Origin of the sequence: Cohnella sp. OV330, assembly GCF_900112065.1 — a bacterium.
Lineage (GTDB): Bacteria > Bacillota > Bacilli > Paenibacillales > Paenibacillaceae > Cohnella.
This window is the reverse complement of record NZ_FOKE01000005.1, coordinates 419,308-444,070: the sequence shown is the minus strand read 5'-3', so window position 1 is coordinate 444,070 and position 24,763 is coordinate 419,308. Positions and strand designations below refer to the sequence as shown.

General features: G+C 58.9%; 22 protein-coding genes, 1 tRNA gene and 1 riboswitch. Of the genes, 11 read left to right on the top strand and 12 right to left on the bottom strand.

Annotation, left to right across the window (positions count from 1 at the left end; translation table 11 throughout):
* Positions 1–72: 72 nt before the first annotated feature.
* Positions 73–156, top strand: a riboswitch (cyclic di-GMP riboswitch).
* Positions 157–174: 18 nt separating this feature from the next.
* Entirely contained in the window at positions 175–327 is a 153-nt protein-coding gene (locus BM235_RS31680; RefSeq protein ID WP_110468915.1) for an anti-repressor SinI family protein, read from the top strand.
* Between the two features lie 36 nt (positions 328–363).
* Here the strand turns inward: BM235_RS31680 and BM235_RS14730 are convergent, their stop codons facing one another.
* From BM235_RS14730 to BM235_RS14705, 7 genes are all read right to left on the bottom strand, one after another.
* Positions 364–699 carry a helix-turn-helix domain-containing protein gene (locus BM235_RS14730; protein ID WP_090114458.1) on the bottom strand — a complete coding sequence of 112 codons (336 nt, stop codon included), beginning with the start codon at positions 697–699 and terminating at the stop codon, positions 364–366.
* Positions 696–2,510, bottom strand: coding sequence for an ABC transporter ATP-binding protein (locus BM235_RS14725; protein ID WP_090114456.1), 1,815 nt, complete (start codon positions 2,508–2,510; stop codon positions 696–698). Before BM235_RS14725 ends, BM235_RS14730 begins: the two co-directional genes overlap by 4 nt.
* Positions 2,510–2,971, bottom strand: coding sequence for a lasso peptide biosynthesis B2 protein (locus BM235_RS14720; RefSeq protein ID WP_090114663.1), 462 nt, complete (start codon positions 2,969–2,971; stop codon positions 2,510–2,512). Before BM235_RS14720 ends, BM235_RS14725 begins: the two co-directional genes overlap by 1 nt.
* Entirely contained in the window at positions 2,968–3,270 is a 303-nt protein-coding gene (locus tag BM235_RS14715) for a lasso peptide biosynthesis PqqD family chaperone (protein WP_090114453.1), read from the bottom strand. The genes BM235_RS14720 and BM235_RS14715 overlap by 4 nt, the downstream gene beginning before the upstream one ends.
* Complete coding sequence (locus BM235_RS14710; RefSeq protein WP_090114451.1) at positions 3,263–4,201, bottom strand: hypothetical protein; 939 nt, start codon at positions 4,199–4,201, stop codon at positions 3,263–3,265. The genes BM235_RS14715 and BM235_RS14710 overlap by 8 nt, the downstream gene beginning before the upstream one ends.
* Before the next feature lie 74 nt (positions 4,202–4,275).
* Positions 4,276–4,434 carry a paeninodin family lasso peptide gene (locus BM235_RS31675; RefSeq protein ID WP_110468917.1) on the bottom strand — a complete coding sequence of 53 codons (159 nt, stop codon included), beginning with the start codon at positions 4,432–4,434 and terminating at the stop codon, positions 4,276–4,278.
* 7 nt (positions 4,435–4,441) lie between these two features.
* Positions 4,442–6,388, bottom strand: coding sequence for an asparagine synthase-related protein (locus BM235_RS14705; RefSeq protein ID WP_090114449.1), 1,947 nt, complete (start codon positions 6,386–6,388; stop codon positions 4,442–4,444).
* Between the two features lie 344 nt (positions 6,389–6,732).
* Here BM235_RS14705 and kduI point away from each other — a divergent pair, with 344 nt between their 5' ends.
* From kduI to BM235_RS14685, 4 genes are read left to right on the top strand one after another with little or no spacing between them, the layout of a single operon-like run.
* Positions 6,733–7,566 (top strand): 5-dehydro-4-deoxy-D-glucuronate isomerase, encoded by an 834-nt coding sequence (kduI, locus tag BM235_RS14700; RefSeq protein WP_090114447.1) that lies wholly within the window; start codon positions 6,733–6,735, stop codon positions 7,564–7,566.
* A gap of 29 nt (positions 7,567–7,595) precedes the next feature.
* Entirely contained in the window at positions 7,596–8,366 is a 771-nt protein-coding gene (locus tag BM235_RS14695) for a DeoR/GlpR family DNA-binding transcription regulator (RefSeq protein WP_090114445.1), read from the top strand.
* 4 nt (positions 8,367–8,370) lie between these two features.
* Positions 8,371–9,120, top strand: a complete 750-nt coding sequence (gene kduD, locus BM235_RS14690) for a 2-dehydro-3-deoxy-D-gluconate 5-dehydrogenase KduD (protein ID WP_090114443.1) — start codon at positions 8,371–8,373, stop codon at positions 9,118–9,120.
* Positions 9,117–9,767: a bifunctional 4-hydroxy-2-oxoglutarate aldolase/2-dehydro-3-deoxy-phosphogluconate aldolase gene (locus tag BM235_RS14685; RefSeq protein WP_255374383.1), complete on the top strand. Its 651-nt coding sequence runs from the start codon at positions 9,117–9,119 to the stop codon at positions 9,765–9,767. Before kduD ends, BM235_RS14685 begins: the two co-directional genes overlap by 4 nt.
* A gap of 307 nt (positions 9,768–10,074) precedes the next feature.
* Here the strand turns inward: BM235_RS14685 and BM235_RS14680 are convergent, their stop codons facing one another.
* Together BM235_RS14680 and BM235_RS14675 are read right to left on the bottom strand one after the other, a co-directional pair.
* Positions 10,075–11,802, bottom strand: a complete 1,728-nt coding sequence (locus tag BM235_RS14680) for a methyl-accepting chemotaxis protein (protein WP_158543840.1) — start codon at positions 11,800–11,802, stop codon at positions 10,075–10,077.
* 277 nt (positions 11,803–12,079) lie between these two features.
* A complete protein-coding gene (locus BM235_RS14675; RefSeq protein ID WP_090114439.1) occupies positions 12,080–13,273 on the bottom strand; it encodes a M20 family metallopeptidase in 1,194 nt (397 codons plus the stop codon).
* A gap of 193 nt (positions 13,274–13,466) precedes the next feature.
* Between BM235_RS14675 and BM235_RS14670 the strand changes: the two genes are divergently transcribed.
* Genes BM235_RS14670 through BM235_RS32970 form a run of 4 tightly spaced genes read left to right on the top strand, consistent with a single transcriptional unit; the run spans position 13,467 to position 16,856 of the window.
* The gene (locus BM235_RS14670) at positions 13,467–14,459 is read left to right on the top strand and encodes a Gfo/Idh/MocA family protein (RefSeq protein WP_090114437.1); all 993 of its coding nucleotides are present in this window, start codon (positions 13,467–13,469) and stop codon (positions 14,457–14,459) included.
* 6 nt (positions 14,460–14,465) lie between these two features.
* Positions 14,466–15,503 (top strand): AraC family transcriptional regulator, encoded by a 1,038-nt coding sequence (locus BM235_RS14665; protein WP_090114424.1) that lies wholly within the window; start codon positions 14,466–14,468, stop codon positions 15,501–15,503.
* On the top strand, positions 15,484–16,569 hold the full coding sequence (locus BM235_RS14660) for a Gfo/Idh/MocA family protein (RefSeq protein WP_090114421.1): 1,086 nt from the start codon (positions 15,484–15,486) through the stop codon (positions 16,567–16,569). The genes BM235_RS14665 and BM235_RS14660 overlap by 20 nt, the downstream gene beginning before the upstream one ends.
* A gap of 47 nt (positions 16,570–16,616) precedes the next feature.
* The gene (locus BM235_RS32970; RefSeq protein WP_090114419.1) at positions 16,617–16,856 is read left to right on the top strand and encodes an FAD-dependent oxidoreductase; all 240 of its coding nucleotides are present in this window, start codon (positions 16,617–16,619) and stop codon (positions 16,854–16,856) included.
* A gap of 147 nt (positions 16,857–17,003) precedes the next feature.
* Here the strand turns inward: BM235_RS32970 and BM235_RS14650 are convergent, their stop codons facing one another.
* Together BM235_RS14650 and def are read right to left on the bottom strand one after the other, a co-directional pair.
* On the bottom strand, positions 17,004–20,633 hold the full coding sequence (locus BM235_RS14650) for an Npt1/Npt2 family nucleotide transporter (protein WP_090114417.1): 3,630 nt from the start codon (positions 20,631–20,633) through the stop codon (positions 17,004–17,006).
* A 70-nt stretch (positions 20,634–20,703) separates the two neighbouring features.
* Entirely contained in the window at positions 20,704–21,231 is a 528-nt protein-coding gene (gene def, locus BM235_RS14645; RefSeq protein ID WP_090114415.1) for a peptide deformylase, read from the bottom strand.
* A 201-nt stretch (positions 21,232–21,432) separates the two neighbouring features.
* Between def and BM235_RS14640 the strand changes: the two genes are divergently transcribed.
* Positions 21,433–22,434, top strand: coding sequence for a copper amine oxidase N-terminal domain-containing protein (locus BM235_RS14640; RefSeq protein WP_158543841.1), 1,002 nt, complete (start codon positions 21,433–21,435; stop codon positions 22,432–22,434).
* Between the two features lie 77 nt (positions 22,435–22,511).
* On the opposite strand, the gene BM235_RS14635 is transcribed toward BM235_RS14640, so the two are convergent.
* A complete protein-coding gene (locus BM235_RS14635; protein WP_090114411.1) occupies positions 22,512–24,467 on the bottom strand; it encodes an ABC-F family ATP-binding cassette domain-containing protein in 1,956 nt (651 codons plus the stop codon).
* 185 nt (positions 24,468–24,652) lie between these two features.
* On the opposite strand from BM235_RS14635, the gene BM235_RS14630 reads away from it, so the two are divergent.
* Positions 24,653–24,728 (top strand) — tRNA-Lys (locus BM235_RS14630).
* The last annotated feature ends 35 nt before the right edge of the window (positions 24,729–24,763 follow it).

The window sequence follows — 24,763 nt, the reverse complement described above, 5'->3', positions numbered from 1 at the left end:
AAAATCTTTAAAATCGAGACAAAATTCGACGACATTAATTCGCAAGACTCATATATAATAAGAATAGAATTGCTAATAAATGGCGACGATGAAGCGCGTTTTTTATCTGGGCACCTTAAACGCATGGAGTCAGTGGTGCAACCGGCCGATTTTAATATCGGAGGCATGAAAATAATGGAACTCATCCAGAATTTGAACGAACAACAATTGGATCCGCAATGGGTAGCGCTTATTCTTGATGCGCGGGATATGGGAATGTCGATCGATGATATTCGCAGATCTTTGTCTAACTTCCAAGAAGCATTATCTGTAATGATGCTGCCATAACGGATCCAGATTTTACGGAACGTGCGGTCGTTGTCGTCATTTCTGATTTTTCCACTTGTTGAAATCAAGAAATTCCCTGAACTGCTCGATGCTCACGCCTGAAGCCATGGCCTCTTTTACAAGGCTTGCCCATTCGACGTCCAGGGAATTGATTGATTCGGCGGCAGCTTGCTTCTCTTCGGATTGAAGAAACTCCTCTACCGAAATCCCGAGAACGGCGCCTACTTTCTCGAGGAACTGGATAGAAGGATTTTGTTGGATGCCTCGCTCTATCGAGCTGAGGTAAGATTTGGCAACCGAAGCCTTCTCCGAAAGTTCGGTGAGCGAGAGATTCTTTGTTTTGCGAAGCATCTGGATTCTTTCTCCGATCATGCGATTCCCTCCGTTATGCCTTGATTGCTCGCCAGTCGTCTGAAGACCCCGTTTGCGTTAGCTATCAACTCTTCATATGTGCCCTTCTCGGCTACCGTTCCGTCTTGAATGACGACAATTTGGTCGGCATTGCGAACGGTCGATAAGCGATGGGCGACAACAAGAACAGTCATCGAGCCTTTTAAACGCTCCAGAGACAATTGAATATTACGTTCATTCTCGGTATCCAGCGCGCTTGTTGCTTCGTCAAGGACGAGAATGGATGGTCTGCTAATAATGGCTCTCGCCAATACGATGCGCTGGCGTTCTCCGCCCGACAATCGTATGCCGCGTTCCCCGATAACCGTATCGATTCCTTGCGGCAGCTTGCGAACGAATTCATCGGAGGAGGCAAACGTCAACGCTTCCCATAACCGATCCTCGCTGGCGTCGGGATCGATCATCAGCAGGTTCTCGCGGATCGTAGCGTGATATAAAAAGGGGTCCTGGGCAACATAGCCGATTGCACGACGGTAAGCCAATAAGTTATGTTCGTTTATCGCTTGCCCGTCAACAAGAAGTTCGCCTGATTCGCCTCTCATTAAACCCATTATGACATCGATTAAGGTGCTCTTGCCCGCTCCTGAACTGCCTACGATAGCCGTCATTCGATTGGCGGGAACCCATAGATTTAATTCCTTAAGGGCGTAGACCGGTTGGTCGTAGTGATATCTAAAGGACAAGCTGCGGCATTCGATTCCTTCGGAGATGCGAAGAGGTTTTACCGCTTCCGCGTTATCGTCTGCATTTAGGATTCCCTTCTCGGACCACGTCATACATTCATCGTTGAGTTTCTGCAAGGCTAGGAACGCCGGCAAGGCCGTGGCCATCTGTTCCAAATTAGATTGCAGGCTTGTAAATCTAGGCCATAGACGAGCAAACAACAAGATTACAATTAGTATACTTTGACCTTGAGTATGAAAGTAATGATACGAAACGAAAATGAAACATGCAATAAGCAATGAGGAGGATAATTTGTAGAGAAATTGTGAATTCATCCTTAAACGAATATATTCCAGCTGTTCTTGCATCGTGCCATAAGTCAAATTTTGAAGCCATTTTAACCAGGATCGTTCTAAAGTATTGCTTTTGATATCTTTAAAGCCATTTAGTTGATCCGAGATTCCTGTCAAATATTGTTGCGCAAGCTGGGAGCCGCGGCTTCCTAACGCTTTGGATTTGCGAATGTACCGCTGGGACAACAACGCGAGCAGGGCACCGCAGCAGAGAATGGCGACGGTCATGCCCGGAGAGATCCAGAAAGCTACGCCGATCTGAATGAGCGTGAACAGGAGCGAAGTTATAAACGTCAGGAACAAATTGATACCGCCCATAACCCGTGCCAATTCTGTCGTCAGCAAGTGTACGAGCTCGGAGGTGCGCCTGCTTAAGTAGTAGGTCCATTGAACGCCGAGGAGAACGCGATAGGTCTCGTACCTGAGTTTGCGGCTGTAATTCTGTTGAATGATCATGTTGCGGATGCTAATCGTCCGATAGAGAACGTTTTGGCCAATGACAACAAGCAAGTAGACGCCTAGAATAAGGAGGATTGCAGTCGACTGCGGGAATCGTTGAAGCTCGCTCAAGAAGCCGAGACGTCCGAGCGATTCCGGATCGAATGCGATGATGCCGCTTACGCCCAACATAGGCACGAGCAAGAGAAGGCCTGCGCTCTCCAAGAAGCTATTGATGACCATCCCGATAATATTAACGTAGAGCTGCATGCCGCTGTGATGATGAAGCTGTTTCATATAATAGGCGAACGATCTCATTAGAGGCTCCTTGTGACCTTGGCGAATTTCTCGACGACGGTGAAGCGGAACATCTCTTCCGCGCCCGTGACATAAAAAGAGCCGCTCCTCAGCCAGGCATGCGCGATAAGCTGTCCCGTCTCATCTCTTGCCACTCCGAGATATAAAGTGCTGTCGATACGGCGTCTAGCTAACATCTTCAGTCCGGCAATCGCTCTGACGAGGCATTTGCTATCCCAAATGGTGTAGCGGCTCATAATGTTTACCGCGCTGGAGATATGCTTTAAAGCCAAAACCGCTTCCTCTCGTTGGTGAAGCTCGGATGTCTCCGACGCCTTTTGGCCCAACTTAGGAGAGATTTTCGCGAATGGAAATAACAGCAGCAGTCGGGCCCATCCGAGATAGGCGTAGGCTTCAATAAAGAGCAAGGCATCCCGTCTATTCAATTTGAAGAACAGCAGGACGTTTTTAAAACGGTTCATGTTGCCGAAGCGCGGCAAATCAAGCCTTCGGACCACAGGGTATCCAAGAAAGACGCGACATGAGCTTGGCAAGTCTCGGGTTCTACCTCATATTGCGTGAGGAGATTATCGATTAATTGTTGTACGGTGCAAGGCGAGGCTAACAGATCCCAGATGCGTCCGCCAACCTCGCCAAGGTTATAGTATTTTCCCTTCTGTACGCTAAGCATGACCTTTTCCCCGTCCATATCGCTAACAATATGATCTTTTGATTGCTCGATTCGGTCGGTCGGCGTCCATTGAACCGGCTGATTATTCATCGCGCTGTCCCTCCTGATAGATAACATCCAAAATACGATCCGCCGATTCGCGAGCGGAGAAAGCCTTTGTCGATCGACCGATCCGATAGACGTCGATTCGGTTCACGAATTTGCTAAGGGTACTGAAATGCCATGTCATCAATCCTCCGCGATTTACATAGAAATTGCGGTACGTATGATCGAAGAGCAGGTAGTATCTTTCCATAACGGGCACTGGCGCAATGAATGGATGGTCATCCGTCTTGACCAACTCGAATACGCCGGCAAGCGGAAGCGGCTCCCGATGGAAATGATCGTGCGCCGGGACGGCGAACTTCGTCTCTCGATTGTAGATCGGTCGGCCTTCCGCGCGGAAGATCTCAAGGGCGTCCAAGCTCTCCTGCCACAGTTTCTGTTGCGGATAAGACGGAAAGGCGAACGGACCTTGATCAGTGAGGACGATGGGAATGACGTCGTCGCTAAGCAGCTTGTAGCCTCGATCCAATAAAACGGACGATAGCGTCGACTTGCCGGCGCCTGATTGTCCGACGATGGCATAGGCTCGGCCATCAACGGCAATGCAACTTCCGTGAAGCGGGAGAATCCGCTTTTGAAGCAAAATAAGACCCATTCCCGTGCCGAGGATGTACAGGCGCAGACGCTCCTCGGCGACTCCAGGGAAGGGTGAGACGTGAATCGTATGTCCGCTTTCGGCAGCGAAAAGGCCCACTTCGGGAACGCTGAACAAAACCTCGGAATCAAGCACCGCGAAGTAGTCTTCCGGCCCAGCATGCTTCTGCCAAGCTTCCTCCAACGAACTTCGCTTCACCATAACCCCTGACTCGGGCGTGTACGACATTCCGTCGCTAGCGAACAGCTCAGGCAGGGCGATCTCGCTCCGCACCTGGAGGCCGAACGCCGTATATAAGAAGAGACCATTCGTTGCGGTCACGGATCTTCACTCCAAATAAGGCTAAGATAGGACATATTCGCCTCTTTGCGGGAGGCGAACATGTGTCTAGTGGCCTAGCTATCGCCAGGTACGCGCGGCAGGGTCGGGTCGAAGCTGACGGGATCGTCGCGATCCGGTTGGTAGCGGTCCAGTACGCCTTTGCCGGGACCTGCAGCAGTCATGTTTACGTCCAGCACTTCAAGAGCCGGTTGCTTCCATTCTTGTTTAGCCATGTTAGAGTCACCTCCCTTCAAAGGTTCGCTTCATGAAGCGGTTGAATATTAGCGCCCGCATCAAGAGCCTAAAGTCTTCGTCAAATACGTGGTCGGCGCGAGGCGCCCCTCGAAGCTTGTCTAATGAAGCCTTCAACTGTGCCGTATTCAGGTATTGCTTCGCGTGAGGCTCCTTGATCAGCTGCTGCACTTCGGTAATGAAGCCGTTCCATTCCGGCGTCATTCGGTGTACGCCATCGGCGCCTTGCACGCCGCGCAATCGCCTGTTAAAGCGTACTTTGTTGGGCAAATATCCTTCGGTCGCGCGCCTGATGAGTCGTCGATCCACGCCGTCGCGAACGAATTGGTCGTCGGGCAGGGAGAGGCAAAAGCGCAGAACGCGAAGGTCGTTCGTCGGATCCCGTCCCCATACGCCGTACTTCAGCGACAGTCGCGTCTCGCTTGCGCCGTTGATGTTCCAGTAGAACAAGCGCTTGTACAGATCGTCCCGTACGTCGTATGCATTCTGAAGCTGAGAGCCCCATAGGCTCGGCCCGTAAGGCTCCATCCGCTCGAAGACGCCGCTGCGCTTGGCGAATTGCGGATCGATGAGGGAGGGGGACGTCTTCTTTGGCGAAATCATACGAGCGATGCCGGGGAACGTCATTAGGGAGACCTGGCCCAGCAAGCTGCTCTTTCGGGCGCCGTGATTCCTGCAAAACAGTACGAATTCTTTAGCGAACTGCATCCATCGGAATTGCCGAATTAACCGGGCTTGATAATCGATCGTATGTCCCCAAGAAATCGACCAGTTACCGCGTTGGCCGTTAAGGACGACGCCTACCCCATGCTTGCGCGCCTCTTCGAAAATCCCTTTGAGCCAATATGTATTTTCGTAATACTTATAAGGCATTTCCAGCAACTCCAGCCAGTCGTCCACTTCAGAAAGGGGGCTCTTGTCCGGAAAGTTCAAGTAATGAGGCTCAATATTTCCGACATGATCGACGATCGTCCGGATAAACGGGCGTTCGTCCGCCATGCGGTTCCTCGAGGCCGTAAAGTCTTCGAAGTCGTCGACGGGATAATAGCTAAACGTGTGAAGCCGCTTGCTCTCCCGCTTGAGCGAACGGACGGCAAAGCTGACGACCGAACTGGAATCGAGACCTCCGCTTAGCTGCGATCCGAGTTGAAGACGGGTTCGCGAGCAATCGTTCACGGCGGTTGTAAACACTTCGCGGAAAGCTTCCTCATATTCTTCATCCGATTTGAAGCGGATCGCGCCGGCATTCGGGCGAATCTCGCAAAATTGAGAAAGCGAGATTCGCCCGTCGATGACTGAGAAGCTGTGGGCGGGCGGCAGCTGCTCGATGCTTTTATAAACGGTAGACGCGCAGTCGATTGAATCGACCGTAATCGGGATAGCCAGATAATCGGCGATCCATTGTTCGTTCGGTTGCTTGTCCGTGCCCGGCAATGCAAGCAGCGGCCCGATCGTAGTACAGAAAGAGAGCGCTTGGGCAGATCGGTGATAATACAGCGTCCGGCTCCCCGAGAAGTCCCTGGCTCCGAACAGGATCCCATTCCTCTCGTCCCATAGGATGAAGGCGAAGTCGCCGACTAGGTGACGGGGGGCATCCTGACCCCATCGATCATAAGCAAGAACAATCAGGAGACTGTCCGGCATCGAAAGGCGATCTTCTCTCGGCACGCCGAGCTTTTCGAAAAGTTCTGCGCGATTGTCGATAATGGCGTCCGCCGTGATCGCGAGCGCTCGTTCCCTGTCGTAAAATGGAAGCTCCTCGTCAACCGATTCGGGCGTAATCCATTGAGCGTGGCAGCCGAGGAACACTCTTTCCGATTGCCAAGTATGCACATCGTCGGCAGGATAGCGTTGCAGTTCTTCCATGATACGCCGGCCGGATTCGACTCCGAGAGGTTCTCCAAGCAACTGATAAATGCCGGCTATCGCGCTCATTCGCTTCCTCCATCTGATATGCAATTATGTAGAGAAAAGGAGTTCGAATCGATCCGCCTGTTCGTTCGAGAGAACGGATCGCGTTGTCGAGAAATCGTAAAGCGTTAAAATGGAGTTAATATAGTTCCAAATACACGTTCTTAATAACGAACATGATCTCAGAGTAACACTTCATGTAATTCGTTGTCAATATTCGTAGAGCCGTGCGGCAATGAGACGGCGCGGCTTTTTTATTGTTGTCGTTTGCCGTATTGTTTTTTAGGTTGTAAATGAACCGATACTGCTATAATATAAACCTATACAAACTTATATGAACATAAATAAACAATCGGAGGTTTAAACCTATGGAAAACCGTTATGCGTCCCATCCACGCGAAGTTAAGGCATTCGACACGGCGCGCCTGCGCGAGGAATTCCTGATTGAAGAGATGTTCAAGCCGGACCGGTTGACGTTGACTTACACGCATGTCGACCGCTTCATCGTCGGCGGGGCGCTGCCGGTAAACGGCACCGTCAAGCTGGAAGCGGACGCCAAGGCGATCGGCGCGGCGACCTTCCTGGAGCGCAGGGAGATCGGCATTATCAACGTCGGAGGCGCGGGTAGCGTGACGGTCGACGGCGAGGTATACGCGCTGGCTAGCAAAGACTGCCTCTATATCGGCCTCGGGGCGAAGGAAGTGGTATTCGCGAGCGAGGACGGCGCGCAGCCTGCCAAGTTCTACATGAACTCGACGCCGGCGCACAAGACTTACCCGACGGTGAAGGCCGCGATCAGCGAAGCTTCGCCGAACCATCTTGGCAGCTTGACCAATTCGAACGAACGGACGATCTACCGTTACATCCACACCGGCGGCATCCAGAGCTGTCAGCTGGTGATGGGCATGACGCTGCTGAAGGAAGGCAGCATGTGGAACACGATGCCTAGCCACACGCACAATCGCCGTTCCGAGGTTTACTTCTACTTCGACATGCCCGAAGACGGCGTCGTCTTTCATATGATGGGCGAGCCGCAGGAGACGCGCCACCTGGCCGTACGCAACGAGCAGAGCGTCATCTCGCCGAGCTGGACGATTCACAGCGGCGTCGGCACGGCCAGCTACACGTTCATCTGGGGCATGGCGGGCGAGAATCAAATTTTCGAGGATATGGATCCGGTCGCCATGAAGGATATAAAATAGTAGGAAATCGCTAGGATTGGAGATTCGCAATGAACCCTCTTCGCAGACACGAGATGATCATGGAGATGCTGCTGGCCGCGAACGAGGTCACGGTGGCCGAGCTCAGCGAACGGCTTGAGGTGACGGGAAAAACGATCCGCGAGGATCTGGCCAAGCTCGAGGAAAAGGGGCTGCTGCAGCGGATGCACGGCGGCGCGGTGCTCGCGCAGGCCGACCAGCTTGGGATCCTGTCGTTCAAAAATCCGGTCGCGCGCCACGCCGCCGAGAAGGCGGAGGTCGCGAAGCTGGCGGTGTCCCTGATCGAACCTAACGATATCGTCGCGCTAGACGGCGGCACGACGATGCAGGAGATGGCGCGGCAGCTGCCGAACCAGCCGATGACCGTCGTGACCAACGACATCGTCATCATCAGCGAGCTCGTGCGCAAGGACGCCATACGGCTCGTCGTGCCAGGCGGCTACCGGGTGCGCAACATGCTGGTCGGATCCGATGCGGTCGCTTACGTGCGCAAGCTGAATATCCGCAAGGCGTTTCTCGCGGCGACGGGGGTTCAGCCGGACTCCGGCTTCACGATCTATACGGGGGAATTCAGCGAGATGAAGCGCGCCCTCATCGAGACGGCCCAGCTGTCCTACGTGACGGCGGACCATCACAAGTTCGGGCAGGGCGCGCTGTTCACGTTCGCGCAGCTGACCGAGGTCGAAGCCATCGTCACCGATGCCGGACTTTCGCCCGAGTTGGCTTCCCAATACAGGCAAGCCGGCGTCAGATTACTTATTAACCAAGAGAAGGAAGGATAGAGCCATGTTGTTCGATTTAACCGGCAAGACGGCGCTCGTCACCGGCGCTTCCGGCGGACTGGGCCAGGCGATGGCGATCGGGCTCGCGGAAGCGGGCGCCAAGATCGTCGCGGTCGCGTCTTCCAATTGCGATGCGACCGTGGCGGCCGTCCGCGAGGCGGGCGGGACGATCGAGCAGATCTCCGCGAATCTGAGCGATCTTGACGGGCTGGAAGGCGTGTTCGGGAAGGCGCTGGCCTTTTTCGGCGGCGTCGATATTCTCGTGAACAACGCGGGCACGATCCGGCGCACGCCGGCCGCGAATCACGCGGCCAAGGACTGGTTCGACGTCATCGATCTGAACTTGAACTCGGTCTTCTTCCTCAGCCAGCTGGCCGGCCGTCATATGATCGCGCGCGGCAGCGGGAAGATCGTCAATATCGCGTCGATGCTGACGTTCCAGGGCGGCATCAACGTGCCCGGCTACACGGCGAGCAAGCATGGCGTCGCAGGCATCACCAAAGCGCTTGCCAACGAATGGGCGAGCAAGGGCATCCAGGTCAACGCGATCGCGCCCGGCTACATGACGACCAACAACACGGCGCCGATCGTCGCGGACCAAGCACGCTATCAGTCGATTACGGACCGTATCCCGGCAGGCCGCTGGGGGCAGCCTGAGGACATGAAGGGGCCGGTCGTGTTTCTCGCCTCTTCCGCGTCCGACTATCTGAACGGCCATGTGCTGTGCGTGGACGGAGGTTGGCTGGCGCGATGACGACGGGCAGAGAGCAGAGCGAGCTGATGAAGTCGCTGGCGGCGAGCAAGATCGTCGCCATTATCCGCGGCATACCGGAGGACAAGGGAGACGCGACCGCCGAAGCGCTGGCCGAGGGAGGCGTCGTCTTCCTCGAAGTGACGCTGAACACCGACGGCGCGCTCGGCATGATCTCGCGGTTCCGCGAGCGCTACGAGGGCCGCATGCGGATCGGCGCCGGCACGGTGCTCGATCTGGGTCAGGCCAAGGAAGCGGCCGCGGCGGGCGCGGAGTACATCATCTCGCCGAACCTCGATCTTGAGGTCGTTCAATTCGGCGTCGAACAAGGCATCGAGGTATGGCCGGGCACGATGACGCCGACCGAGATCGTGACGGCGTACAAGGCCGGCGCATCCGCCGTCAAAGTATTCCCGCTCGGGAGTCTCGGCGTCGGTTACCTCAAGGAGATCCGTGCGCCGCTGAACCACATCCCGATGGTGGCGACCGGCGGCGTGAACCTGCAGAACATCCGGTCCGTGCTGGACGCCGGCGCCGTAGCCGTCGGCCTGGGCGGCAATCTGGTGGACAAGAAGCTCGTCGCGGACGGCGACTTCAAGGCGCTGGCGAAGCTCGCGCGGGCATTTGCGGACGAGGTTGCGAAGGGTTAGTTGGAATAGACGAGTAAAGCGGGACCGTACCGGAGGCAGCTCCGGTCGGTCCCGCTTTTGTTTGGTCGATGTTCTGGAGGTTAATGTGTAACGGTACTTTTCTCGCTTGCAGTAGTCATGAGTCCGATCCGCCCCGCTGTAGCGTTGGTAATCTCGCTTGGAGCGACTGCCTAATCTAGTAACGTTGCTTTTCTCGCTTGCAGTAGCCATGAGTCCGATTCTCGCCGCTGTAACGTTGGTAATCTGGCTTGGAGAGGTTGCCTAAATCCAATAACGAATTACGTCACTTTGGCGCTTGAAACACCGATTACCACTTGAACCTGCCGACCGCCTCCGTCAGGCTGCCGACGACTTGCTGCAGCGAGGCAGCGGCGCTGGCGATTTCTTCGCTGAGCGAGAGCTGCCGGTCGGCGGCGGCGGCGACGAGATTCGTCTTGCCCGCGTTGTCCCGGGCCGAGCGGGAGGCTTGCTCCATGCTGGCCGCGACCTCCTCGGAGCCGGCGGACATCTGCTCGGTGACGGCCGAGGCTTCGGCAACCTGCATGGCCACCTGTTTGACGGACCGGACGATCTCCGAAAAGTCCCGTTCGACCTCGTCCATCGTTGCGCCGCCGTTCTCCGAGCGCGCGAGCGTCGCGTCCATATGCTCGGCTGCGCTCGCGATGCCGTTCTGCGTATCTTCGATCAGCTCGTTGATGACGTGAGCGGACTCCATGGAGCTGGCGGCGAGCTTGCGAATCTCTTCCGCGACGACGGCGAAGCCGCGACCGTGCTCGCCGGCCCTGGCGGCTTCGATCGACGCATTTAAGGATAGGATGTTCGTCCGGGCCGCGAAGCCGGTGATGTTGTCCGCGATCGTGCCGATGCGTCCCGACTTGTCCCGGAGCTGCTCGACGATCTCGGACAACTCTCTGACGGAGGCGAGGATCTCTTCCAATTGAAGCCTCAGCGTGCGCACCTTGACGTTGCTTCGCTCGGCGATGACTTCCGCCTCGGACGAGTGTCCGGAGATCGTTCCCATGCTGTCCGCGATGCGTCCGACGCCGTGCGCCATCTCTTCGATCGCTCTGCTGGTCTCCTCCGCGATGGCGGATTGGACTTCTGTCTGCGTCCGTACCTCGCCGATATGGGCGACTGTCTCGTGCGTAGCCTTAGCGGATTCGGCCGCTCCGGCCGCCAGCGTCTGCGAGGAGGACTCGACGACGCGCGCGTGCGAGGAGATGCTCTCCGCGAGCCCGCGAATCTGCGCGATCATGCCGTCGACCGATTGGTCGATCTGGCCGAGCTCGTCCCGTCCGTATTTATCGAGCGGAGCGAAGGCCAGATTGCCGGCCGCGACCGACCGGGTCTTGCGCAGCACGTTGCCGATCGTCCGGTTGAGCGTGAGAATGAGGAAGGCGCCGGAACCGATGAACACGATCCAAATGGCGATTAGCGAGATATAGACGGTCGTTGACGTCGATTGGGTATCTTTGCGGATAACGCCGGTCTCGTCCTCGGCATACTTGGTCATGATCTCGCCGAAAGCGCCTACGCTGTCCCGGCCCTGCCGGAACTTCGCGAGCAGCGCGCTTTCTTGCTCTGGATTGATCTTTTCCTGCTGCAGCGTGACCGACGCTTGCTGCGACCAGACGCGGAATCCGTTCTGGAAGTTCACCATGATCTCGCTGATCGTCTGCCCGGTTTGCGGATGCGCCAAATTTTCCAGGCCGTTCCGCTTCATGATATCCATCGCGTCGGCAATCGCCGCGTTTATCGTTTTTACTTTGCTCCGGTAATCGGCGAGCGTCGCCTTTTCTTCCTCGGCCGGCAGGTTCGCGTAGCGGATCTGCAAGTAGTCGGACAGCGCCTGCTGCATATCCCGGTCGGAGCCGAGCACGGACACCGTCGAGCGGTAGGCGGTCTCGTATAGCGTATCGGACAATCGATTCGTGTTCGAGCCGATTAATTGAAGCAAATATACGGCCGTGCCGGCAAACAGCAGCAAAGGCACTGCGAAAAGCAAAATTAACCGGACCTTTACTGAGACAAACATCATCGATCGCTCCCTTATTTCCCTGATGTGGATGAGCAGCGCAATTCCCTGCCTTGTAATTATCGGGAGCAGGCGTTCGAATGAGAAGAGGGTTTGCAAAATAATTATTAAAATCAAACTAAAAATTAGCAAAATAATCATCATTTTTAATAATAAATTTACATTTTTAAATACAAATAGCCAAACAAAAAACGTCCGAGGCCACCCGAGCCAGGATCGGGATGCTTCGGACGCGTGCGTTTTCTCAAAAACGGGAGGGCTTCAAAATCGCTTGACGCTACCGCTTCCCCGCCGCTGCCGCGAATTCGGCGCGAATGCGGGAGAGCAAATCGCCGTCGGTCAGAACGTCATAAGCGGTTAGCGCCAGCGTCTTGGCGCCGAACGCCATGCCGTCGTATGCCCGCGGGAGCTGCGCGGCGTCCCTGAATTCAAGCGAGTGCAGCGCGTAAGGGGCGTCGACGACCTTGACGTAGCCGTGCACCGCGGGACAGCGAAGCGAGACGTTGCCCAGGTCGAGCGACCCGTTGTCGTGGCCGGACGCGATCTCCTCGGCTCGGACGCCGCCCTCGATCAGGTTGGCGGTGAACGCGTCGGACAGCGCCTCGTTCGTGCGCAGCTCGTCGTACGAATATTCGTAGTTGCTGACGGCGAGCCTGCTTCCTGTCGCGAGCGCGGCTGCTTCCGCGCAGGCGTTCACCTTGCGTACGAGCTCGTCCGTATAGGCACGGCTCTTGGCGCGGACGTAGAATCGGGCGGCGGCGTAGTCGGGGATGACGTTGGGTGCCCGGCCGCCGTCCGACACGATGCCGTGAATGCGGGCGTCGCTCCGCGTCTGCTGCCGCAGCGCGCCGACGCCGTTAAAAAGCTGGATGACCGCATCCAGCGCGTTGATCCCGTCCTCGGGGTTAGCCGCGGCATGCGCCGCCTTGCCGAAAAATTCGTATTGCAGCGCGTCCATCGCAAGCGAAGAGCCGGAGCGCTCGAAGCTGTGATACGGGTGCGCCATGAGCGCCGCGTCCACGTCGTCGAACAAGCCGGCCGCGGCCATGTCCACCTTGGCGCCTTTGGTCTCCTCGGCCGGCGTTCCGTATACGCGGAGGGTGCCGCCGGTCTCCGCCAGCAGCGGCATCAGTCCCGCAGCCGCGCCGAGCGCCATCGTGCAGATCAAGTGATGCCCGCAGGCGTGGCCGATCTCCGGCAGCGCGTCGTACTCGGCGAGCAAGGCGATCGTCGGCCCGGGCTTGGCGGAACGGTACTCCGCGACGAACGCCGTCTCGAGTCCGAGCGTGCCCCGCTGAACGGCGAAGCCCATTTCCTCCAGCGCTTCGGTCAGGCGGGCGGAGGCCAGCTTTTCCTCGTGGCCAAGCTCGGGGTGCGCCGCGATAAAGGCGGCAAGCTCGCGGAGCTTCGGGGCATAGGCATCTATGGCGTCGCGGATTCGCGATTTATCGTGTTTCAGCTGCTCGTTCATTCGGGTTCCTTCTCTCTTTTCCATATAAAAGGCATCTACCGCGAAGTGTAACACAATCGCGACTTCAGTTAAAATGAAGAGGGTCGATGTCGTATAATTATAGTCGTCATGACACGAAATTGCATTTAAATCGGGTGTTGGTCCGTGATATCTTGTGGTAGTGTCGTATATTTGAAGGGAGAGAGCAGTCAAAATGATTCGAATCGGCATGTTAAGCTACTGGCACGTGCACGCAGAGGATTACACGAAGCAGGTGCTGGGCCATCCGAATACGGAGATCGCCGCGATCTGGGACGAGTTGCCTGATCGGGGCGCAGAGAAGGCCGCCAAGTATGGCGTTCCTTTTATCGCGAATCTGGACGAACTGCTCGCGCGCGACGATATCGACGCCGTCGTCGTCGACGCGCCGACGAATATGCACAGGGACGTCATGGTAAAGGCGGCACGTGCGGGCAAGCATATTTTCACCGAAAAAGTCGTGGCTACAACCGTGTCCGAAGCTAACGAGATCGCTGCCGCCGTCCGCGATGCCGGCGTTAAATTGGCAGTATCGCTGCCCCGTCTCTACGACGGCTATACGCAATCCATCCTGGAAGTGATCGACTCCGGCAAGCTGGGCCAACTGACGCTGGCGCGCGTAAGGCTGTCGCACAACGGATCGACCGCGAATTGGCTGCCCCCGCATTTCTATTCCAAGGAACAATGCGGCGGAGGCGCGCTCATCGATCTCGGCTGCCACCCGGTATATTTGGTACGTAAATTCCTCGGCTTGCCCGAGTCCGTAAGCGCTACCTTCGGCTTCGTCAGCGGCCGCGAGGTGGAGGACAACGCCGTTGCCGTCTTCGCTTATCCGAACGGCGCGGTCGGCATAGCCGAAGCCGGCTTCGTGAACAGCCACTCGCCGTTCTCCATCGAGCTCCACGGTACCGACGGCACGCTGCTGTACGGATTCCCGGAGGAGAAGATTCTGGTGCGCAGCAATCAAGATTCGGAAAAGGTTTGGACGGAGGTCCCGGTAGGCGATCGGCTGCCGTTCGCGTTCGAGCAATGGGTCGGCCATATCGAATCGGGCACCGAGGCGACTGAAAATATCGCGTTCGCGCTCGATCTGACAACGCTTATGGAAGCAGCGAACCGTTCGGCCGCCGAAGGCAAATCCGTGCGCTTGTCCGACCTGCAGGGCTAATCGCCGATGAGCGGCCAAGCCCCGAACCGGACCGAAGCGCCGCAGGCCGATCGCCGGAACGGCGAGCCGCCGTTCGCCTTTGCCCGCATGAAGCGCCGCTGGGACGCGCTGGACCGGCTGGACCTTCGGTTCCGGTGGGGCGGCCTCGGCATACGGGTGCTGCGCTGCCATCTGACGAGTTTCGCGCCGGGTCAAGTCATTGCGGCGCACAAGCATTCGGAGTATGAATTTCATTTTATTCCGAAGGGCAAGGGAACGTTGATCGTCGGAGATGCGACCTACCCGCTCCAGGAAGGCTTGTTCTATCTCACCGGTCCCGACGTCGTGCACGAGCAGATCTCGAGCCCAGAAGAGGGTATGTACGAGCTGTGCCTTCACTGCGAAATCATGAGAGTGGACGACGCCGAAGCGGATGCGGAGTGGGGCGATGTCCTCGAGCGGAGAGAGGCGGACGAGTGCCTGGCTATTTTGCAGACAATGCCCGTCGTGCCCGCGCTCGACCGCTATCATGGGATGAACGCGTTTCTCGACGCCTACCGGACCTGGGAAGACCAGCCGGTCGGCTTCTATACGACGCTCAAGCAGCACATCGTGCAGATTCTGCTGCGCGCCGCCCGCGCGCACGCCGCGCCGGAAGCCGCCGGCAGCATTCCCGCGCGCGACATGAACGACCATCGGTTCAGGCTCGCGGTCCAGTACATCGAGGACAACGCGGCCCGGCCGATCTCGCTCGACGAGGTCGCCGAGCGGGTGCAGGTCAGTCCGCGCCAGCTGCAGCGGATTTTCCGAAGCGAGGGCGGGACCGCGTTCCGCGACTGGGTGGAGCATGTCCGGCTGCAGCGGATCGCGGAGGAGCTGCTTAGCTCGTCGAGTCCCGTCGAGTCGATCGCGGCCGGTCACGGCTACGGCAATCCGAACTATTTATACCCGGTATTCAAACATAAATTCGGCATGACGCCTTCGGCTTATCGCCGCTTGCACGGCATAAGGCAGCCCGGCGCGCCGGAAGAGGAGACGAATCATCATGAGCGAAAAGAGAGTTAAAGTCGGCATCATCGGAACGGGGGGCATCGCGCGATACCACGTCATGGCTTATCGCAAGCTGCCGTACGTAGACATCGTGGCGGTCGCCGACGTGCTGCCGGGCAGGGCGCGCGAGTTCGCCGAGCGGGAAGGGCTCGTCGGCGCGGGCGCATACGACAGCCATACCGAGCTGCTCGCGCACGACCTCGACGCCGTCAGCATCTGTACCCCTAACGCTTCCCATCACCGCACGAGCGTCGACGCGGTGCGCGCAGGCAAGAAGGTGCTGCTGGAAAAACCGATGTCGGTCACGCTTGAAGAAGCGCTGGACATGGTGCAGACCGTGAAGTCCCACGACGGCATGCTGTCGATCGGGTTCCAGCCGCGCTACGATCCGAACATGAAGCTGCTGCAGGAGATCATCCAATCCGGACGACTCGGCAACGTCTATTATGCGGAAACGGGCGGCGGACGCCGTCGCGGCATGCCGGGCGGCACGTTCATCAGCAAGGCGCTCGCGGGCGCCGGCGCGATGGCGGACATCGGCTGCTACTCGCTGGACATGGCGCTGAACACGCTCGGTTATCCGCGCCCGGTATCGGTATCCGCGTTCACGTCGAACCATTTCGGCACGAACCCGCTCTATCACAAGGAAGCTTCGAAGTTCGAGGTCGAGGACTTCGGCGTGGCGATGGTCCGCTTCGACAACGACCTCGTGCTTCAGTTCAAGATCTCCTGGGCGATGCACATGGATACGCTGGGCGCCACGATGTTCCTCGGCACCGATGCCGGCCTCAAGGTGACGCCGGCGGGCACGGGTCCATGGTCCGGCGTCTGGGACGGCGCGATCGGAAGCATGACGATGTATCACGACGACTTCGGCGGCCACACCTCGACGGCCGTGCCGCTGATCGGGCATTCGCTTAACCTGTTCGACGAGAAGGTCCGCGACTTTGCCGAAGCGGTGCGCGACGGCCGTCCGGCTCCGATCCCGGCGGAAGAGATCCTGATCCAGCAGGCGATCATCGACGGCGTGCTGCGCTCGGCGGAACAGCGCCGCGAAGTGGAGATCAAGCTGCCGAACTAACCGGGCAGGCATCTATTTAAAAGGAAGGCCGTATCTTCGTCATTCGAATGACGGAGGTACGGCCTTTTGCATTTGCATTTGCGCTTGCATTGGTGTCTGCATTTGCGCTTGCATTTGCTTTGTATAAGCCAATGCGTTTTGAGGCGTTAGCGCCGCCGATTACGGCGATTTCAGTCGGCCCGTTGGGGATTCGCGAGACGGGGCGAATCGTCGGCGATTACATGCTGGAAGCCGAGGACTTTTTGGAAATGCGGAGCTTCCCCGGCGATATCGCGAGAAACGCTTAGGGCGCATGGCTAGGCGAAGGAGCGCCGAGCGCGGGCAATCCGATCGCTCAGTAGCGCCGGGCCTGTCCTGGATAGGAATACCATCGGCCGCAAAAGAAAACGGGATGAGGCAGGCGTACGACGCCGCTTCATCCCGTTTCCCTTGTTTTAGGAGATTCCTTGCAAACGCTCTGAGAGTACCCGCATCATGCCGCGAAGCACCTGCGCGTCGCGGAAGCAGAAGGCTTGCAGCTGTTCCTTGCGCAGCGCGAGCAGGGAGGCCTGGCTGACGGCGACACAATCAGCGGAGCGGGGGCCGCTGTCGATGATCGCCATCTCGCCGAAATATTCGCCTTTCCCGAGGTTCGCGATCTCGCGGCCGTCCCGGCGCACGCCGACGACGCCTTCGACGACGGCGTACAGCGTATCTCCGTACTCGCCTGTCTTGCAGATCGTCTTGCCCGGCCCGTACGCTTCCTCTTGCACCAGCTGCGCGAGATCGAGAAAGCCCTCCGTGCTCAAATGCTGAAACAGCGGCACCTGCTGAAGCACCAGCACGCGTCTGACTAGCGTCGCGTTGCCGGACGGCGCTTCGGCGGCAGCGGCGGCAGCCGCATCCAGATGTTCTCGGGCTGCCGCCGCTTCCCGTTTCGCTTCGTCGGCGCTCGAAGAGGCGGCCGTTTCGGCGTGAAGGAGGGCGGGCGCCGCTATGGCTGCAACTGCTGCTCCTGCAACTGCTGCTCCGGCTGCCGCTGCGCCAAGCGCGTCCCTGATCCTGCGGGACAGCAGCTTCATCATCTCGACCGCCATGCTCGGACGGTCGATCATCCGCTCGTAGAAGACGTCGGAGTCGAGCTTCCACAGCCGGACGTCCTCCTCGGCCGCGATCGTGGCGGTTCTCGCGCCTTGGGTCAGTACGGCCATCTCGCCGAAGTATTCCTCGCCCCGAAGCTCGTGCACGCGCGCATCGCCTTTGAAGACGCCGACCTTGCCGCTCTCGATCATGTACAGGCAGTCGCCCGGTTCGCCCTCCCGGATAATGACGTCGCCTGCGGCCGCCGTCACCGGCTTTAGCGTATCCGCCAGCACCGCCAGTTCGGCGCGCGGCACGCCTTGGAACAGGCTGATTTTCTTGAGCAGCCGAACCTGCTCGACCTGAAGCGCCGCGTCGGGATCTGAGGGGACGCCTTCTTGCTTGGCGCGCGCGTACGCCGCCAACCGAGAGAGCCAGGCGTCGCCTTGCGCGGAGAGCCACGCCCAATGCGGCGCCGCATTCGACGCCCTCGAGGCGGTCAATTCACGAGACGACGACATAAGCTTGATCAATGGCCCGCGCAGCGCGCCGTGAACCGTCTGGTCGACGACCTCGATGGCATTGGCCTGCCGTTGGCCATCGCCCTCGGTCCAATTGGCGTAGACGGCCTGCATCGCGCGCTCGTCGTAGAGAAGAGAGAGCAGTTGGAAGATCCGGCGGACGATGCCCGCGCGAATCTCGGCGATACTGCCCGACAGCTCGGAGCCGGCAGCGTTGCCGGCGACGTTGCCGGCGACGGCGTCGCCATGCTCGCCGTACTGCTCGTCGAGCGCGAGCTCGAGCCGCGCGTACCGCTCGGCTTGCGCGACGGGCACGGCGGGCAGGTTCTTTTGCATGCGCAGCAGCGATTCGAGTATACGGTCGCGTAGGGCGTAGCCTGACGATTCGTAGGCTTCGAGCAGCGTATCCCTTGCTAACCGAGAGCCGATGCGCTCGAAAACGGCCGGCAGATGGACGGCGATATCCTCTCGTTCCAGATAAGCTCGCAGCGCGGGGACGATGATCGGCTCGTCGTAGGCGGCGAGCGCCTGAATGGCATGCCGCCTCGCACCGCCGTCCGCCAAGCGGTCCGCGATCGGCGGGATGCAGGCGGGCACGCGCAGCTTCGCCGCGGAATCGAGCGCGCGAACGGCGACCTGGCTCGACGGATCCCGCAGCAGGCCGAGCAGCGGCTTGTAGAAGCTGGGCACGCCGATCTGTCCGAACAAGGACGCGACGGCCATCCGTTCGGCCTCGACTTCGCTCTCGGTCAGCCGCTTGAGCACGCCGACCGAACGATACATGCCCTCGATGCCGAAGTACTTCACAAGCGCGGCGATCGCGGCCGCCTGTACGTCGGCTGAGTCGTCTTCGAGCTGACGGGAGATCTCATCCAAATGCGCTTCGTCCATATAGGACGCCAGCGCCAGAATCGCCTTGGCCCGGACGGGCTCGCTGTCAGCGCCGAGCAGCTCGAGGAGCCGCGGTTCCAGGCCGGCGGGCTTGAACTGTTCGACGTATTCCAGCGTCTCCACGATGACCTGCGGATGGGGATGGGCCAGCAGCCCCGAGAGATAAGGCTTCAGATCGAACGCATCGATGTCCTTCAGGAGACGGAGCGCGTACAGCGCCTGCTGCTTGTCCGGCTGACGGAGCGCTTCGGCGAGCAGCGCGCGGCTCGCGGGATCCATGAAGTCCAGCTCGGTCCGCTGCGGATCGTCTTGACCGGTCTTCAAGGTCGACATCAGCGTCTGCAGGTAAGCCTTCTTGATCTTGAGCCCGGAGACGATCCCGATCCCGAGCAGAATCGCGACGATGTAGCTGAACTGCGACGGCGCCAGCCAATGGCTGAGCACGAGCAGCAGCAGCGCGGCGAGGCCCTTGGAGCCGTTGCGAACGATGCCGTCCATGAAGTTTTTGGCCTTGGAGCGCCAAGCGGGAGGCACCGGGAACATGATGAGCTGGTTGGCGGAAGCGTTAAGCGTATCGCCGAGCACCTTGTCGCTGCCTTTGGCGACGACCGACATCGCGAGCACCGGCAAGAAAATGAGGCCGAGGCTGGCGACAGCGAGCGTGACGGGGAATACGAGCAGCGCCGTCGTGACGCCGAAGCGCGTGAGCACCCAGCCGGACAAGGTGACCTGAACGAGCAAGCCGACGATGCCTGATATCCCTTGGAAGCTGCCCATGAATCCGGCCAACGCTTCGTTTTGCAGCGACTCTCTAAGCAAAACCTTGAATTGATAGTCGATCAGCGTCAGCGACAGCGTGACCGATGCCGCCAGCAGGACCATGTATTTCAAATGGGGAACGTTTTTGAAAAGACCGTCGGCCTTCCCCGCGGCAGCCCCGGAGGGCTTGGAAGGAGCGGGAGAAGAGGCTGGCGCTTTGACCGACTTGTCGACGCCGCGGGTGCAAAGCGCGTTGATCGCGATCGCGAACGCCAGGCCGGCCGCGACGAGGGCGGCGAAAACGTACAGCAGGTTGGAGGTTCCGATGACCGGGACGATGCCCCGGATGCCGAAGCCGCTCGCCACCGTGCCGAGCGTGCCGCCGCTGGCGACGAGACCGATCATTTTCTTGGCCTTGCGCTGGTCGAGCACCGAGGTGGCGAACTGCCAGAAGCAGACGATCATCAGAAAGTTAAACACGTCGTATCCCACGTAAATCGTTCGAAAAACCCAGTCCAGCTCGAGGCCGACGCCGATGCGGGAGACGAGGATGAGGGCGGCGACGGTCGGGAGCAGGCCGAAGAGCAGGCGCTCGATCCGGACGCGGTGGGCGTATCGTTGAAAGACGAGGCTGGTCAGGATCATGGTCGCCGCCTGCGGCAAATACATGCCCGACAACGCGGCATTGTCGAAACGGCTTAAGAACAGCGCGTCGGCGGCCGTCCTGCCCAGGATGGCCGCGGCTACCGTGCAGAAAAAATAGAGGAACAGCAGCGCGACCTTCGCGTATTCGCCGCCGTTCCCCGCTCCATGGCCGGCGAACCGGCCGAGCATATTTCCGAACTTGTTGGCAATCAGACGGGTATTCCCCTTTGAAGGCTTGGAATGGAATGCGTTAAAACGACTAGCGATTCACGGGCGCCGGACCGGCGATCTTCCTCACTTGATGAATCGAGATTTTGTCCCCGTTTTCCTCGTGATACAAGGTGGCGCCGTGGACGTGGTCAATGAAGAGAATGCCGTCGAGGTGGTCGATCTCATGCTGGATGCAGCGGGCCAGAAAGCCCTCGGCATGAATCGTCTCGGTCTCTCCCTGCCGGTTCAGCGTCGTGATCGTGATCTCGTTCGCCCGCTTCACGATGCCTGCGTAGCCCGGAAAGGACAGGCACGCTTCGGCCCCTACTTGTTCGCCTTTCATTTCCAAGATCTCCGGGTTCACCAGCTCGATCAGCCCGTCGCCGCAGTCCATGACGATCACCCGTCGCAAAATGCCGATCTGCGGCGCGGCGAGTCCCGCCCGTCCGTCCGTCGCGTATAGCGTCTCTGCCATGTCTTCCAACAGCTTTTCGATGCGCGGCGTGATGCCTTCGGCAGGCTTCGCTTTTTTCCGCAGCAGCTCTTCGCCGAACGGCAGTATCGTTCGAATCGTCATCCGAGTTCTCCGCTCCTTCCAAATATCGCTTTTATTTTACCGTCTGCGCGCGGTTTTGTGAACCGTGGGGCGCATGAGGAGCACGCAAAGCTGAGTCGATTTATCTAGTTAATGATGATTTTTATCGAATGAACGAAAGGTTGTTTTACTTAAAAATTCCATTTATGCTAATCTTATAAACCAGACGGCTGGAGGATGAAGATGACAAGAAAAAGGGCGCATTTAGTGATCCTGGCGGCGCTGCTATTGTCGTTGCCCGGATTCGCTTGGGCAGCGGTCGTTCCCGCGCATGCCGCAGGCTTCGCAACCGCCGGGGCAAAAGCCCAGACGCCGGTCAAACTGATCGTAAACGTAGGCGAAGAGGCAAACGCCGAGATCCCCGCGAAGATCCGGCAAGGGCAGACCGTCGTGGCCTTCCGCGCTTTTTTCGCCGCGCTTGGCGGGCAAGTGAAGTGGGAGGACGGTACGAGCATCGCGACCGCGACGATAGACGGCTCTACCGCTGCCATCACGGCGGGCGCCTCCAAATTTGTTTTTAACGGAGAGGAATATTTATTAAGCCAGCCCTCTTCGATGAGCGCGGGCACGCTATATGTCCCGCTCAGGTCGGTGAGTCTGCCGCTCGGCGTCAGCATTACGGTAAGCGGCTCCCCGCTAACCGTACGCGTGCATTACGAAAGAGCAGAAGAGAAGGAGGAATCGCCCGACGAGCGTCTGGCGCGATTAATGGCGGCTGTCTTCGAGCGCCATGACGAACTTATGGATGGTCTTGGCGTGATGCCGATGAGCGGAGACATGGTCAACGGGCGAGTGGCGATACAAATCCGGAGCTATCGGGACGTGGAAAAGAAGCTTGGCGATGCGGAGCTCGCCGCCGTCAGGGCTGCGATGTACCGGATCGCGGGCGAGGAATTTCCATTGGAATTAGAAGTCGTAGAGTGCTGCACGCGCGACCCGGACATTCAAGGCGTCGTCGAAAAAGTCGATACGGTCCGCAAGGTGATCCAGGTGTCGGGGGAGTTGCGCGGCAGAGAGATGGAGAATCCGATTTTCGTCTCCCTTTTGAAGGACGCGAAGCTGCTCGTGGACGGCGCGGCGGCAGAGGCCGTGTTCACCGAAGAGATGGTCGGGAAAAGCGTTAAAGCATGGGTGGCGGGCATAAGGTTACTGTCCGAAACGGCAGTTAAAGTCGAGTTGGACTAACATTGCCGAATAGTGCTCGTTCCATATAAAAGGACCGGCGATCTTCCGATCGATCCGGTCCTTCGTATTGGACCCCCTCAGTTTTTCTTCTGCGCGGCGATCGCCTCGGCGAGCTCGTTCAGCTCCGTCCAGCGCTCGAGCAGGCCGTCCAGCTTCGCCTCTTGCTCGGCCAGTTCCGTCGTGAGCTGCTGCAGCCGGTAAGAGTCGCTCGCAGCGGCCTCCATTTGATTGCCCAGATCAGCCATGCGCGCCTCGGCCTCGGCGATCCAGCCGTCGATTTGCTCGTAGTCCTTTTGGTCCTTGTACGACATTTTCAGCGCCTTGCCGCTCGCGCGCGCGTCGGCAGCGCCGCCTGAAGCCGAAGCCGCCGAATCGGGCGCCGCCGGCTTCTTCGTCGCCGAGGGAGACTGCGCCGCGGCTTCGAGCGCCTGCTGCTTTTCCGCATAAGCTTGATAATCCGAATAGTTGCCGGTATGCTGCCGGATGACGCCGCCGCCCTCGAATCCGAATATCCGGTCGACCGTCCGGTCGAGGAAGTAGCGATCGTGCGAGACGACGAACACGACGCCGGGGAAGTCGTCCAGATAGTCCTCCAGCACCGACAGCGTCGCGATATCCAGGTCGTTGGTCGGCTCGTCGAGCAGCAGCACGTTCGGCGCCTCGGTCAGCACGCGCAGCAGTTGAAGCCGCCGCTTTTCCCCGCCGGACAGCCTGGAGATTTGCGTCCACTGGGCAGAGGGCGGGAACAGGAACCGTTCCAGCATCTGCGCGGCCGAGATTTGCTCGCCCTCCGCCGTCGTGATCTGCTCCGCGCCTTCGCGGATATATTCGATCACCCGCAGGTTTTCGTCCATTTCCTCGTGCTCCTGGGAAAACCAGCCGATCCGTACGGTGTCGCCGAGCTCCACCGCGCCGCGATCGGGCTGCAGCCGGCCTGCGATCAGCTTGAGCAGCGTCGATTTGCCGCTGCCGTTGCGGCCGACGATGCCGACCCGGTCCTCCGGCACGGCCGTATAGCTGAAGCCGTCGATCAGCGTGCTGTCGCCGTAGCGCTTGGTTACTTCCTCAAGCTCCACGATCTTGCGGCCGAGCCGGGAGGAGGCGACGGAGATGTCGAGCTTGCCGCCCGCCGCTTTAGGCGCGCTGGCCTTCAGCGCCTCGAACCGGTCGATGCGCGCCTTCTGCTTCGTGGAGCGGGCTTGGGCGCCGCGGCGGATCCAGGCCAGCTCGTTGCGCAGCAGGTTTTTGCGCTTCGCTTCGGAAGCGGCCTCGCGTTCTTCGCGCTCGAGCTTCAGCTCCAGGAAGCGACTGTAGTTCGCTTCATAGAAGAAGGCGCGCCCGCGGTCGAGCTCCAGGATGCGATTGCTCACCCGATCCAGGAAGTAGCGGTCGTGCGTGACCATGAGCAGGGCGCCGCGGCGCTTCTGCAGCATGCTCTCCAGCCAGGCGACCGACTCGTTGTCGATATGGTTGGTCGGCTCGTCCAGGATGAGCAGGTCGGAAGGTTGAAGGAGCGCCGCCGCCATCGCGACGCGCTTGCGTTGACCGCCGGACATCGCGTCGACGGGCATCTCGAAGCTGGTAATGCCGAGGCGCGCCAGCGCGGTCTTGGCGTCGGTCTCCATCGTCCAGGCGTCCAGCTCGTCCATCTTCTGGCTGGCCGCGATCAGCTTCTCTTGCAATCCGGCCCGCTCGGGCTCGCGTTCCAGCGCTTCGAGCGCAGCGCCGTATGCGCGCAGCGCGGCGAGCTGCGGCGAATCGCCGCCCAGCACGTGCGAGAGCGCGGTCTCGCCGGGCGCGAAGGCCGGATCCTGCGCGAGCATGCGGATGCGCGTGCGTCCGGCCGCGCTGATTCGACCGGCGTCCGCAGGCTCGATGCCCGCGACCGCCTTCAGCAGGCTGGATTTGCCGGTTCCGTTTACGCCGATGATGCCGACTTTGTCGCCTTCCTCGATGCCGAAGGAGATGTCTTCAAAGAGGACTTTGTCCCCGTAGCTTTTCGTCAAATGTTCGACCGTAAGGATCGTCGCCATGAACGTTACCACTCGCTTTATATAGGAGATGACAGGAATTAAACGTATCATAACATATTACCGGCGACGGCCGCTTTCCGGCCGTCCGTGTCGGGTTGAATCGTGATCCGTTCGGCTCCGAAATTTTTTTGATTTTGGACTTGCCTTGGGTGCGGGGAACGTGCTATATTATAAAAGTTCTTTACAGGTCCTTAGCTCAGCTGGCAGAGCAGTTGACTCTTAATCAACGGGTCGTGGGTTCGATCCCCACAGGGCCTACCATCCCGTAAACGACGAGAACGGCGGCGATTTTTCGC